This is a genomic window from Pseudomonas sp. RW3S2 (genome assembly GCF_014268955.1).
In the GTDB taxonomy this organism is placed as follows: domain Bacteria; phylum Pseudomonadota; class Gammaproteobacteria; order Pseudomonadales; family Pseudomonadaceae; genus Aquipseudomonas; species Aquipseudomonas wayambapalatensis.
Genome location: NZ_JABWRM010000003.1, coordinates 145,530 through 158,276 on the forward strand (window position 1 = coordinate 145,530; position 12,747 = coordinate 158,276).

General features: G+C 63.5%; 10 protein-coding genes. 5 read left to right on the top strand and 5 right to left on the bottom strand.

Features of this window, described 5'->3' with window-relative positions:
- Positions 1 to 35: 35 nt before the first annotated feature.
- The 5 genes from prpF to HU748_RS05870 form a co-directional block, all read right to left on the bottom strand.
- The gene (prpF, locus tag HU748_RS05850; protein ID WP_186719661.1) at positions 36 to 1,229 is read right to left on the bottom strand and encodes a 2-methylaconitate cis-trans isomerase PrpF; all 1,194 of its coding nucleotides are present in this window, start codon (positions 1,227 to 1,229) and stop codon (positions 36 to 38) included.
- Between the two features lie 145 nt (positions 1,230 to 1,374).
- Positions 1,375 to 3,963, bottom strand: a complete 2,589-nt coding sequence (gene acnD, locus HU748_RS05855) for a Fe/S-dependent 2-methylisocitrate dehydratase AcnD (protein ID WP_186719817.1) — start codon at positions 3,961 to 3,963, stop codon at positions 1,375 to 1,377.
- Positions 3,964 to 4,125: 162 nt separating this feature from the next.
- On the bottom strand, positions 4,126 to 5,253 hold the full coding sequence (gene prpC, locus HU748_RS05860; RefSeq protein ID WP_186709263.1) for a 2-methylcitrate synthase: 1,128 nt from the start codon (positions 5,251 to 5,253) through the stop codon (positions 4,126 to 4,128).
- A gap of 158 nt (positions 5,254 to 5,411) precedes the next feature.
- Positions 5,412 to 6,302: a methylisocitrate lyase gene (gene prpB, locus HU748_RS05865; RefSeq protein WP_186669548.1), complete on the bottom strand. Its 891-nt coding sequence runs from the start codon at positions 6,300 to 6,302 to the stop codon at positions 5,412 to 5,414.
- Entirely contained in the window at positions 6,299 to 7,015 is a 717-nt protein-coding gene (locus HU748_RS05870; protein WP_186719663.1) for a GntR family transcriptional regulator, read from the bottom strand. The genes prpB and HU748_RS05870 overlap by 4 nt, the downstream gene beginning before the upstream one ends.
- Before the next feature lie 276 nt (positions 7,016 to 7,291).
- On the opposite strand from HU748_RS05870, the gene HU748_RS05875 reads away from it, so the two are divergent.
- The 5 genes from HU748_RS05875 to HU748_RS05895 all read left to right on the top strand — a co-directional run bounded on the left by HU748_RS05875 (position 7,292) and on the right by HU748_RS05895 (position 12,687).
- Complete coding sequence (locus HU748_RS05875) at positions 7,292 to 7,828, top strand: ATP-dependent zinc protease (protein WP_186669553.1); 537 nt, start codon at positions 7,292 to 7,294, stop codon at positions 7,826 to 7,828.
- 5 nt (positions 7,829 to 7,833) lie between these two features.
- Entirely contained in the window at positions 7,834 to 9,369 is a 1,536-nt protein-coding gene (locus HU748_RS05880) for an inactive transglutaminase family protein (protein ID WP_186669555.1), read from the top strand.
- Positions 9,369 to 10,349, top strand: a complete 981-nt coding sequence (locus tag HU748_RS05885; protein WP_063544141.1) for an alpha-L-glutamate ligase-like protein — start codon at positions 9,369 to 9,371, stop codon at positions 10,347 to 10,349. Before HU748_RS05880 ends, HU748_RS05885 begins: the two co-directional genes overlap by 1 nt.
- Positions 10,350 to 10,458: 109 nt before the next feature.
- Positions 10,459 to 11,802, top strand: a complete 1,344-nt coding sequence (gene pabB / locus HU748_RS05890) for an aminodeoxychorismate synthase component I (RefSeq protein WP_186669559.1) — start codon at positions 10,459 to 10,461, stop codon at positions 11,800 to 11,802.
- Positions 11,803 to 11,952: 150 nt separating this feature from the next.
- A complete protein-coding gene (locus HU748_RS05895) occupies positions 11,953 to 12,687 on the top strand; it encodes a phosphoadenylyl-sulfate reductase (protein ID WP_054895447.1) in 735 nt (244 codons plus the stop codon).
- Positions 12,688 to 12,747: the final 60 nt, after the last annotated feature.

Genomic DNA, 12,747 nt, shown 5'->3' on the forward strand with positions numbered 1-12,747 from the left:
TGGAGTGAGTGGAGGCCCTACCGCCAAACCCAGGGTTAGAAGGCGTCGCCAGGCACCCTCACCCACCCTTCCATCAACACCCGCGCACTGCGGCTCATGATGGCCTTGGTCACCGTCCACTGTCCGTCTATCTGCTGCGCCTCGGCGCCCACCCGCAGGGTGCCGGACGGGTGACCGAAACGCACCGCACTGCGTTCGCCGCCACCTGCAGCAAGATTGACCAACGTACCCGGAATCGCTGCAGCCGTGCCGATAGCCACCGCCGCCGTCCCCATCATGGCGTGATGCAGCTTGCCCATCGACAGCGCCCGCACCACCAGGTCGATATCGCCAGCCGCCACGGCCTTGCCGCTGGAAGCGGTGTAAGACGTAGCGGGCGCGACGAAAGCGACCTTTGGCGTGTGCTGGCGGCCAGCGGCCTGATCGATGTGCTCGATCAGCCCCATGCGCACCGCACCATGGGCGCGAATGGTCTCGAAACGCGCCAGCGCGGCAGCATCGCCATTGATCGCATCCTGAAGCTCGGTACCGGTGTAACCGATGTCGGCGGCATTGACGAAGATGGTCGGGATGCCGGCATTGATCAGGGTCGCCTTGAACGTGCCGACACCCAGCACCTCGAGGTCGTCAACCAGGTTGCCGGTAGGGAACATCGCCCCACTGCCCTCGCCGTCTTCATCGGCTGCAGGGTCGAGGAACTCCAGTTGCACTTCCGCTGCCGGGAAGGTCACGCCATCGAGCTCGAAGTCGCCGGTTTCCTGCACCTCACCCTCGGTGATCGGCACGTGGGCAACGATGGTCTTGCCGATATTGGCCTGCCAGATGCGCACGGTCGCCATGCCGTTACGCGGAATGCGTGCCGGATCCACCAGGCCACTGGCGATGGCGAACGAACCGACGGCCGCCGACAGGTTGCCGCAGTTGCCGCTCCAGTCGACGAAGGCCTTGTCGATGGCGACCTGGCCGAACAGATAGTCGACATCGTGATCGGCCTTGATGCTTGGCGAAAGAATCACGGTCTTGCTGGTGCTGGAAGTCGCACCGCCCATGCCGTCGATCTGCTTGCCATAGGGGTCGGGGCTGCCGATCACCCGCAACAGCAGGGCATCGCGCGCAGGGCCTGGCACCTGGGCACGCTCGGGGAGGTCTTGCAGGCGGAAGAACACGCCCTTGCTGGTGCCACCACGGATGTAGGTGGCGGGGATTTTCACTTGCGCTACAGATGCCATGAGCACTCATCCTTCAAGGCCCCACACGTCCCCTATGGGAGCGGGCTTGCCCCGCGATGGCGTCAGAACAGACAGCGATATTGCTCCTGCTGACGCAATCGCGGGACAAGCCCGCTCCTACAGGGTGAAGGCGGGGTTCAGGTCATTAGGCCGTCGCTTCGAGGAAGTCCTGGGCAAAGCGCTGCAGCACCCCGCCCGCCTCGTAGATCGACACTTCTTCGGCGGTGTCCAGGCGGCAGGTCACCGGCACTTCGACACGCTCGCCATCGCGGCGGGTCACCACCAGCGTCAGGGTTGCGCGCGGCGTGCGCGCACCGACCACATCGTAGGTCTCGCTGCCGTCCAGGCCCAGGGTCACGCGCGTGGTGCCCGGCTGAAACTCCAGCGGCAACACGCCCATGCCGATCAGGTTGGTGCGGTGGATGCGCTCGAAGCCTTCGGCGACGATCGCCTCGACGCCCGCCAAACGCACGCCCTTGGCCGCCCAGTCCCGCGACGAGCCCTGCCCGTAGTCGGCACCGGCGACGATGATCAGCGGCTGCTTACGCGCCATGTAGGTCTCGATCGCTTCCCACATGCGCGTCACCTTGCCTTCCGGCTCGATGCGCGCCAGCGACCCCTGCTTCACGCTGCCGTCTTCCTTGCGCACCATTTCGTTGAACAGCTTGGGGTTGGCGAAGGTCGCCCGCTGCGCGGTGAGGTGGTCGCCGCGGTGGGTGGCGTAGGAGTTGAAGTCCTCCTCCGGCAGGCCCATCTTCGCCAGGTACTCGCCAGCAGCGCTGTCGAGCATGATGGCGTTCGACGGCGACAGGTGGTCGGTGGTGATGTTGTCCGGCAATACCGCCAGCGGACGCATGCCGCGCAGGGTGCGCTCACCGGCCAGGGCGCCTTCCCAGTAAGGGGGGCGACGAATGTAGGTGCTCATCGGGCGCCATTCGTACAGCGGCGCAACCTTCGGCCCCTTGTCTTCCTCGATGGTGAACATCGGGATATACACCTGGCGGAACTGCTCGGGCTTGACCGAGGCACGAACCACTGCGTCGATCTCTTCATCGCTTGGCCAGATATCCTTCAGGCGGATTTCCTTGCCGTCGACCACACCGAGCACATCCTTCTCGATATCGAAGCGGATGGTGCCGGCGATGGCGTAGGCCACCACCAGCGGCGGCGACGCCAGGAACGCCTGCTTGGCGTAGGGATGAATGCGCCCGTCGAAGTTACGGTTGCCCGAGAGCACTGCAGTGGCATAGAGATCACGGTCGATGATCTCCTGCTGGATCACCGGGTCCAGTGCGCCAGACATACCGTTGCAGGTGGTGCAGGCGAAGGCAACGATACCGAAGCCCAACTGCTCGAGCTCCTGCTCCAGGCCCGCCTCTTTCAGATACAGCTGCACAGCCTTGGAGCCCGGCGCCAGCGACGACTTGACCCAGGGCTTGCGCACCAGGCCGAGCCGGTTGGCGTTGCGCGCCAGCAGGCCGGCGGCGATGACGTTGCGCGGGTTGCTGGTGTTGGTGCAACTGGTGATGGCGGCGATGATCACTGCACCGTCAGGCATCTGTCCTGGCACTTCTTCCCAAGCCCCTGCAATGCCCTTTGCCGCCAGATCGCTGGTGGCCACGCGGGCGTGGGGGTTGGACGGGCCGGCCATGTTGCGCACTACACTCGACAGGTCGAAAGTCAGCGTGCGCTCGTACTCGGCCTTGGCCAGGCTGTCGGCCCAGAGGCCTGCGACCTTGGCGTAGGTCTCGACCAGTTGCACCTGCTGGTCGTCACGACCGGTCAGGCGCAGGTAGTCGATGGTCTGCTGGTCGATGGCGAACATCGCCGCGGTGGCGCCGTATTCAGGTGCCATGTTGGAAATGGTGGCGCGGTCGCCCAGGGTCAGCGCCCGGGCACCCACGCCATGGAATTCGAGGTAGGCGCCAACCACTTTCTGCTTGCGCAGGAACTCGGTCAGGGCCAACACCAGGTCGGTGGCGGTGATGTTCGGTGCCAGTCGGCCGGTCAGCTCGACGCCAACGATTTCCGGCAGGCGCATCCACGAGGCGCGACCCAGCATGACGTTCTCGGCCTCAAGGCCACCCACGCCGATGGCGATCACGCCCAGGGCGTCCACATGCGGTGTGTGGCTGTCGGTGCCGACGCAGGTGTCCGGGTAGGCCACGCCGCGATCGCTGTGGATCACCGGCGACATCTTCTCCAGGTTGATCTGGTGCATGATGCCGTTGCCCGGCTGGATCACATCAACGTTCTTGAACGCCTGCTTGGTCCAGTTGATGAAGTGGAAACGGTCTTCGTTGCGTCGGTCTTCGATGGCGCGGTTCTTCTCGAATGCCTGCGGATCGAAACCGCCGCACTCCACGGCCAGCGAGTGGTCGACGATCAATTGCACCGGCACCACCGGATTGACCTGGGCCGGATCGCCGCCCTTGTCGGCGATGGCATCGCGCAGGCCAGCCAGGTCGACCAGGGCGGTCTGGCCGAGAATGTCGTGACACACCACGCGCGCCGGGAACCAGGGGAAGTCGAGGTCGCGCTTGCGTTCGATCAATTGCCCGAGCGAGGCGTCGAGGGTGGCCGGGTCGCAGCGGCGCACAAGGTTTTCGGCGAGCACGCGGGAAGTATAGGGAAGCCCGTCGTAGGCGCCGGGCTTGATCGCCTCGACCGCCGCGCGGGTGTCGAAATAGTCCAGGGTGGTGCCTGGCAGGTTCTTGCGGTATGCGGTGTTCATCATGGAATCAGGCTCGTTCACAGGATTCGGAAGGATTCACCGCCCCTGTGGGAGCGGGCTTGCCCGCGAATGCGTCAGCAGGTGCGAAGCGGTTGCCCGAACGGACGCATTCGCAGGCAAGCCCGCACCCACAGGGGAAACGGGTTGCCTCTCTATAACTATTCAGCGCTTGTCGATCGGCACGAACTGGCGCTGCTCGACGCCGGTGTACTCGGCGCTCGGGCGGATAATGCGGTTGTTGGCACGCTGTTCGAACACGTGCGCCGCCCAGCCGGTCAGGCGCGAGCAGACGAAGATCGGGGTGAACAGCTTGGTCGGGATGCCCATGAAGTGATACGCCGAGGCATGGTAGAAATCGGCGTTGGGGAACAAGCGCTTCTGCTCCCACATGGTCTTGTCGATGGCCTCGGACACCGGGTACAGCACCTTGTCGCCCACTTCGTCGGCCAACTGCTTCGACCAACCCTTGATCACCTCGTTGCGCGGGTCGGACTCTTTGTAGATGGCGTGGCCGAAGCCCATGATCTTGTCCTTGCGCTCAAGCATGCGCAGCAGTTCGGCAGCGGCCTCCTGCGGGCTCTGGAAGCGCTCGATCAGCTCCATCGCCGCCTCGTTGGCGCCGCCGTGCAGCGGGCCGCGCAGCGAGCCGATGGCTGCCGTGACGCAGGAGTACAGGTCCGACAGGGTCGAGGCACAGACCCGTGCGGTGAAGGTCGAGGCGTTGAATTCGTGCTCGGCGTAGAGGATCAGCGAGACATTCATCACCTTCACGTGCAGGTCGCTGGGCTTCTTGCCGTGCAGCAGGTGCAGGAAGTGGCCACCGAGGGTGTCCTCGTCACTGCTGCAGTCGATGCGCACACCGTGGTGGGTGAAGCGGTACCAGTAGCACATCACCGCCGGGAACAGCGCCAGCAGGCGATCGGTCTTGTCGCGCTGGGCGTCGAAGGTCAGCTCCGGCTCCAGGGTACCGAGCACCGAGCAACCGGTGCGCATCACATCCATTGGATGGGCGTCGCGCGGAATACGCTCGAGCACTTCCTTGAGCGCTTGCGGCAGGTCGCGCAGGCCCTTGAGCTTGTGCTTGTAGTCGGCCAGCTCGGACTTGCTCGGCAGTTCACCATAGAGCAGCAGGTAGGCGACTTCCTCGAACTCGGCGCCAGCGGCCAGGTCGCGCACATCGTAGCCACGATAGGTCAGGCCGGCACCGGCCTGGCCGACGGTCGACAGCGCGGTCTGCCCGGCCACCTGGCCACGCAGGCCGGCACCACTGAGTACTTTTGCTTCGGCCATGGTGTTTCTCCTTTCTTGAATTTGTTATGAAGTCGTTCTGGCTAATCTGCAGCGATCGCATCGGCCCTATCGCGGGACAAGCCCGCTCCTACAGAGGACTGCGTGATCCTTGTGGGAGCGGGCTTGCCCCGCGATGGGGCCGACACCGCCGGCATGGCTTACCCTTTCTTCTGCGCAAACAGCGCATCGAGGCTCTGCTCGAACGCGTGATAACCAATGGCATCGTAGAGCTCCATGCGAGTCTGCATGGTGTCGATCACATTCTTTTGAGTACCGTCGCGGCGCAGGGCGGCGTAGACGTTCTCGGCAGCCTTGTTCATGGCGCGGAACGCCGACAGTGGATACAGCACCAGCGATACATCGACCGACGCCAGCTCGTCGGTGGTGTACAGCGGCGTGGCACCGAACTCGGTGATATTGGCCAGGATCGGCGCCTTCACCCGGTCGGCGAAGGTCTTGTACATCTGCAGCTCGGTGATGGCTTCGGGGAAGATCATGTCGGCGCCGGCCTCGACGCACGCCTGGGCACGGTCCAATGCCGCATTCAAGCCTTCCACCGCCAGGGCGTCGGTACGCGCCATGATCACGAAGCTGTCGTCAGTACGCGCATCCACTGCCGCCTTGATACGGTCGACCATCTCCTGCTGCGAGACGATCTCTTTGTTCGGCCGATGACCACAGCGCTTGGCACCGACCTGATCCTCGATGTGAATGGCCGCAGCGCCGAACTTGCTCATCGAGCGCACCGTGCGGGCGACGTTGAACGCCGAGGCACCAAAGCCGGTGTCGACATCCACCAGCAGCGGCAGATCGCACACATCGGTGATCCGGCGGACATCGGTCAGCACGTCGTCCAGCCCACTGATGCCCAGGTCCGGCAGGCCCAGGGAGCCGGCAGCGACACCGCCACCGGACAGGTAGATGGCCTTGAACCCGGCGCGCTTGGCCAGCAGCGCATGGTTGGCGTTGATGGCTCCGACTACCTGCAGCGGATGCTCGGCGGCTACGGCGTCGCGAAAACGCTGACCGGGGGTGCTCTTCACAGTCATGACTCACCTCGTGGGCTGTTGTTGTGGGCGTCCTGGTAGTGACGCTCGATATTGCGCTTGGACGCACCGATATGGCGGCGCATCAGGAGTTCGGCCAGCTCGCCGTCACGGTCGGCGATGGCATCGAGTATGCGGTGGTGTTCGGCGAAAGCCTGGCGCGGACGGTTGGGGGTGGCCGAGAACTGGATGCGATACATGCGCACCAACTGGTACAGCTCGCCGCAGAGCATCTTGACCAGGGTCTGGTTGCCGCTGCCCTGGATGATTCGATAGTGGAAGTCGAAATCGCCTTCCTGCTGGTAGTAGCCAAGCCCAGCCTGGAATGCCGCATCGCGCTCGTGGGTGTCGAGCACCTGGCGCAGTTCGTCGATCTGGGCCACTGTCATGCGCTCAGCGGCCAGCCTGCAGGCCATGCCTTCGAGCGATTCGCGGATTTCGTACAGCTCTATCAGCTCGGCATGGTTGAGCGATACCACCCGCGCACCGACATGCGGCACACGCACCAGCAGGCGCTGACCCTCGAGGCGATGAATGGCCTCGCGCAGCGGGCCGCGGCTGATACCGTAGGTGCGGGCCAGCTCCGGCTCGGAAATCTTGCTGCCCGGGGCGATATCCCCCTTCACGATGGCCGCCTGGATGCGCCGAAAGACATTCTCTGAAAGCGTTTCGGACTCATCTGCAACCGGTGCGAAGGCCTGAGGGGCTTCAAGCATGATTGTCGACACCTTGCAAATTGATAGCGCCAAAACTAGCCAAATGAAGGCGCATAGTCAAAGACAAAAACAACATTGTCGACAATTGTCTAATAACGAACTTACCCCGCACTGTCGCGGTCTCATCGCAGCGCGCTGGCGTCAAGACGTCGGCGTGATAGAATGCCGCGCTTCCCAAGGATTACGGATAGTGTGCCTGTCATCATTTCATGCTGTTGACAGATGAACGAGGCGCTTGCGCCCTGCCCCGAACACAGACAGCACCGCGCCAGGACTATGAGACCCACGTTTTATTCACTGTTGTTCAGCCTCGCCTTGCTGCCGGCGCTTGGCCATGCGGCCGAAAAGACCGTGTACGGCCTGAACGAATACGCCCGCCTGGGCGATCTTGACCTTGAAGTGGCCGCCAAGCTCGACACCGGCGCCAAGACCGCCTCGCTCAGCGCACGCGACATCAAGCGCTTCAAGCGCGATGGCGAAAGCTGGGTGCGCTTCTACCTGGCCATCGACGCCGCCCACAAGCACCCCATCGAACGCCCACTGGCCCGCGTCAGCAAGATCAAGCGGCGTGCCGGTGACTACGACCCGGACGAAGGCAAGGCCTACACCGCCCGCCCGGTGATCGAACTGAACATCTGCATGGGCCAGGCCCTGCGCACCATCGAAGTCAACCTCACCGACCGCAGCGCCTTCCAGTTTCCGCTGCTGATCGGCTCCGAGGCACTCAAGCACTTCGACGCGCTGGTCGACCCCAGCCTCAAATACGCCGCCGGCAAACCTGCCTGTGCCACCGAAGCTCCCAAAGTAGAGTAATTCCGATGCGCTCTCTTACCCTGCACCTGAAAGTCCTGATCACCATCCTGGTGCTGCTGGGCGTGACGGTCACCTGCTACCAGATCTTCATCCTGGGCATCCCGGTGACCGAAGACGAGACCGACGATCTGTGGAACATCGACGCCAAGGTCGAGTTCGTCGCCAGTCCCAAGGACCCGGTGAAGATCCAGATGTTCGTGCCGCCGCTGAACCGCGACTACGTTAGCCTCAACGAGAGCTTCATCTCCAACAACTACGGGGTCAGCGTCAATCGCACCGACGGCAATCGCAAGGTCACCTGGTCGGCTCGCCGCGCCAGTGGCAACCAGACCCTGTACTACCGCCTGGTCCTGACCAAGCGCTACAGCACCGAGAAAGCCAAGATCAAGGGTCCGACCTTCCGTGACAGCCTGGCGGTCGAAGGCCCCGAAAAGATCGCCGCCGAAGCACTGATGGCACCGATTCGCCAACACTCTGCCGACGTCGAGACCTTCGTCAGCGAAACCATCAAGCGTGTCAACAACGCCAACGACGACAACGCCAAGCTGCTGCTGGCCGGCGACAACTCCCCCATGAAGAAAGCCCAGGTCATCGACCTGCTGCTGTCGATCGCCCACGTGCCGATGGAAAAGGTCCATACCATCCGCCTGGTTGCCGACACCCCGCAGAGCCCTGAGCTGTGGCTGCGCAGCTTCAACGGCAACGCCTGGCTGTACTTCAACCCGGAAACCGGCGAGCAAGGCCTGCCCAGTGACCGCCTGCTGTGGTGGACCGGCGATGAAAACCTGATCACCGTCGATGGCGGCAAGAAGGCCACCGTCACCTTCAGCATGAACAACAGCGAGATGAACGCCATCCGCCTGGCCAAGCTGACCGACGAGAACACCGACGCCGACTTCCTCGAATACTCCCTGTACGGCCTGCCGCTGCAAACCCAGCAGACCTTCATGATCATGGTGATGATCCCGATCGGCGTGCTGGTCATCCTCGTACTGCGCAACCTGATCGGCATTCAGACCCTTGGCACCTTCACCCCGGTGCTGATTGCCCTGGCCTTCCGCGAAACGCAGCTAGGCTTCGGCATCGTGCTGTTCACGGTGATTACCGCCCTGGGCCTTTCGCTGCGCTCCTATCTTGAACACCTGAAGCTGCAGATGCTGCCCCGCCTGTCGGTGGTGCTGACCTTCGTCGTGGTGCTGATCGCTGCGATCAGCCTGTTCAGCCACAAGCTGGGCCTGGAGCGCGGGCTGTCGGTGGCGCTGTTCCCGATGGTGATCCTGACCATGACCATCGAGCGCCTGTCGATCACCTGGGAAGAACGTGGCGGCGGCCATGCGATGAAAGTCGCCGTCGGCACCCTGTTCGCAGCCTCGCTGGCGCACCTGCTGATGACCGTGCCGGAAGCCGTGTACTTCGTCTTCACCTTCCCGGCCGTGCTGCTGATCCTGGTGGGCTTCATGCTGGCGATGGGTCGCTATCGCGGCTACCGCCTGACCGAGCTCGTTCGCTTCAAGGCATTCCTGAAGAAGGCTGACGCCTGATGTTCGGACTGATCAAGACGTGGAAAGCCCTGGAGGCCCGGGGCATCATGGGTATCAACCGGCGCAACGCGGACTATGTTCTGAAGTACAACAAACGCCACCTGTACCCGATCGTCGACGACAAGATCATCACCAAGGAGCGCGCACTGGCGGCCGGTATCCATGTGCCGGAGATGTACGGCATCATCGAAACCGAAAAAGAGATCGAAAAGCTCGACGAGATCATCGGCGGGCGTAGCGACTTCGTGATCAAGCCAGCGCAGGGCGCTGGCGGCGATGGCATCCTGGTAGTCGCCGACCGCTTCGAGGACCGTTATCGCACGGTCTCTGGCAAGATCATCAGCCATGAGGAAATCGAGCACCAGATCTCGAGCATTCTCACCGGGCTGTATTCGCTGGGTGGGCACCGCGACCGAGCCCTGATCGAGTACCGCGTCACCCCCGACCAGATTTTCAAGAGCATCAGCTACGAAGGCGTGCCTGACATCCGCATCATCGTGCTGATGGGCTACCCCGTGATGGCCATGCTGCGCCTGCCGACCCGCCAGTCCGGCGGCAAGGCCAACCTGCACCAGGGTGCGATCGGCGTCGGCGTGGACCTCGCCACTGGCGTCACCCTGCGCGGCACCTGGCTGAACCGGATCATCAGCAAACACCCGGACACCACCAACGCAGTGGACGGCGTGCAGCTGCCGAACTGGGACGGCTTCATGAAGCTGGCTGCCAGTTGCTACGAGCTGTGCGGGCTGGGCTACATCGGCGTGGACATGGTGCTGGACCAGGACAAGGGCCCGCTGATCCTGGAGCTCAACGCCCGCCCCGGCCTGAACATCCAGATCGCCAACGACTGCGGCCTGACCCAGCGCACCCACGCCATCGAGGCGCATATCGAGGCGCTGGCCAAGGACGGCATCAGCGAAGATGCCGAGACTCGCGTGCGGGTGGCACAGGGGCTGTTCGGCCACGTCGTCCAGCAATGACTCCAGCACAGGCCGTCCCTGCAGGGGCGGCCTGCTCCAACTGGTGCTAGGCACTTTTCCTACAGCGGCCTACAATCCCCCTCCTTGATTTTCATCGCCGTCCATTCCGATGCCGACCTGTACGCTGCACCCCCTGCCCTACCAGCCCGATCCTGCGCATTACTTCAGCCGCTTGCGCCTGGCCCCCGGCGCCATCCTGCTCGACAGCGCCCGTCCGGTCGCCGAGCGCGGGCGCTTCGACCTGTTCAGTGCCTGGCCGCTGCAACAACTGCAAGCACAGAACGGCGAAAGCGGCGAAAGCTATCTGCAGCGGTTGCGCGAGGCGCTGGCGGGACTTGGCGAGGCTACGCTGCCCGAGGGCAGCAAACTGCCGTTCGCCGGCGGACTGATCGGCTACCTGAGCTATGACTTCGGCCGGCGCCTGGAGCATCTACCGCACCTGGCGACAGACGACCTCGGCCTGCCCGATGCGCAACTGGGCCTGTACGCCTGGGCTGCCATCACCGACCACCAGCTGCGCACCAGCCAACTGGTGTTCCATCCCGCCTTGCCCAGCAGCGAACGCGAGCGCCTGATCCGCCTGTTCGAGGGCGATGACAGGTCACCCAACGGAACCTTCAAGCTGCTCGCGCCCATGCAGGGCGACCTTCGTGCCGAGCAGTACCACGCGGCCTTCGATCAGGTACAACGCTACATCCACGCCGGAGACTGCTACCAGATCAACCTCACGCAGCGCTTTCGCGCCCCCTGCCAGGGCGACCCGTGGCAGGCGTACCAAGCGCTGCGCAGCGCCTGCCCGACGCCCTTCTCCGGCTTCCAGCAGTTGAGCCCAGACAGCGCACTGCTGAGTTTTTCGCCAGAGCGCTTCATCCGAGTCAATCAGGGCGACGTCGAGACTCGCCCAATCAAAGGCACCCGCCCACGCTCGCCAGACCCGGAGCAAGACCTGCGCAACGCTCGCGAGTTGCAAGCCAGCACCAAGGATCGCTCGGAGAACCTGATGATCGTCGACCTGCTGCGCAACGACATCGGCCGTACCTGCGAGATCGGTTCGGTGAAGGTGCCGGAATTGTTCAGCCTGGAGAGCTACCCCAACGTCCACCACCTGGTCAGCAGCGTCACCGGACGCCTGGCCGTCGGCAAGGATGCATTGGACCTGATCGCCGGCAGTTTCCCCGGCGGCTCGATCACCGGGGCTCCGAAGATCCGCGCCATGCAGATCATCGATGAACTGGAGCCGACACGCCGGGCACTGTACTGCGGGTCGCTGCTATACGTTGACGTGCGCGGCGAGATGGACAGCTCGATCGCCATCCGCAGCCTGCTGATCAAGGATGGCCAGGTCAGTTGCTGGGGCGGTGGCGCCGTGGTGGCTGATTCGGCGTGGGAGGCCGAATACGAGGAGTCGATCGCCAAGGTGCGGGTGTTGATGGAGACCTTGCAGGGCCTATAGCCGATGATTCGCCTGTAGGAGCGGCGGTTCGGCGCCCCGACTTGCCCGCGAAGCAGGCACCCTCTATTCGAGCCCGTCTACCCCGCCATTTTTTGTTACCATCGCCCCATTACGAGCGCACAGCGCCATACACACGATGGAAACCGCCTGATGAGCCAACCCTTCGACGTCGCCGCCCTGGCCGCGACCTATGCCAGCAAGTCCCCGCAGGACATTCTCAAGCTCGCCTTCGAACACTTCGGCGACGACCTGTGGATCTCTTTCAGCGGTGCCGAGGACGTGGTGCTGGTAGACATGGCCTGGAAGCTGAACAAGCAAGTCAAGGTGTTCAGCCTCGACACCGGTCGCCTGCACCCGGAAACCTATCGCTTCATCGACCAGGTTCGCGAGCAGTACAACCTGCCAATCGAAATCCTCAGCCCGGATCGCGCCAAGCTCGATCCTTTCGTCAAGGAAAAGGGCCTGTTCAGCTTCTACAAGGATGGCCATGGCGAATGCTGTGGCATCCGCAAGATCGAGCCGCTGCGTCGCAAGCTGGCCACCGTCAGCGCCTGGGCCACCGGCCAGCGCCGCGATCAGAGCCCTGGCACCCGCAGCCAGGTCGCGGCACTGGAGATCGATTCGGCGTTCTCCACGCCCGAACGCACCCTGTACAAGTTCAACCCCCTGGCGCAGATGAGCAGCGCGGAAGTCTGGGGTTATATCCGCATGCTCGAGCTGCCGTACAACAGCCTGCACGAACGCGGCTTCATCAGCATCGGCTGCGAACCCTGCACCCGCCCGGTGCTGCCGAACCAGCACGAGCGTGAAGGACGCTGGTGGTGGGAAGAGTCGACTCAAAAGGAATGCGGGCTGCACGCCGGCAACCTGATCAGCAAGGCCTGAAAACAAACGGGGCAAGCCCGCACCTACACAAAACCTGTAGGAGCGGGCTTGCCCCGCGAT